The 539-nt window shown below is 33.8% G+C and carries 1 protein-coding gene; it reads right to left on the reverse strand.

Going from position 1 to position 539, the window contains the following annotated elements; genetic code table 11:
- The coding region (locus tag H4O21_RS28035; RefSeq protein WP_182812418.1) for a tyrosine/phenylalanine carboxypeptidase domain-containing protein at nucleotides 1-539 on the reverse strand (539 nt) is incomplete at both ends.

Here is a 539-nt window from a genome sequence, read left to right on the forward strand (position 1 = left end):
CTTTCCCAGAATGGTAATAATCATAAATCTTTTTAAGACCAGAGAGGTATAAATAGTTCTTTGTGAAGCCACCTCCACGATGCGCCCTAAGTGTTATGTAAAATGCACTTTCTCTATCTAAATCATAATTGTTATGCAACAATCTAAAGGTTCTTGAAAATGGATAGCCTTTTGCTAAACTATCCACGGCTATCACCCGATATGCTAGTTCTTTAAGACGTGTTACCGTTAAATTATTGCTCATATATTCTGGAAACACCGCTAAGCCTTCTTGAGTTTCTTCATTATCAGGAAAACCATGAGAAAATATTTTTAATGGGTGCAACAACCCATTCATGGTAGTAACCATGTGTACTCCAATTTCATGGTTGGTTAATACCGCAAGTTCATTTTCTGAATAGGTGTGATTCGTATTTAACACCAAGGTTTTAATGTTATTTAAAACCATGGCAATTGCAGAAATCTTATCAGAAAATTCTATGTTGTAACTAAAGTCGTATTTTTTTGAAAACTCCTTAAAAAAGATTTCAGAATCCTTT

Origin of the sequence: Oceanospirillum sediminis (assembly GCF_014164585.1) — a bacterium.
Taxonomy (GTDB): Bacteria; Pseudomonadota; Gammaproteobacteria; order Pseudomonadales; family Halomonadaceae; genus Oceanospirillum; species Oceanospirillum sediminis.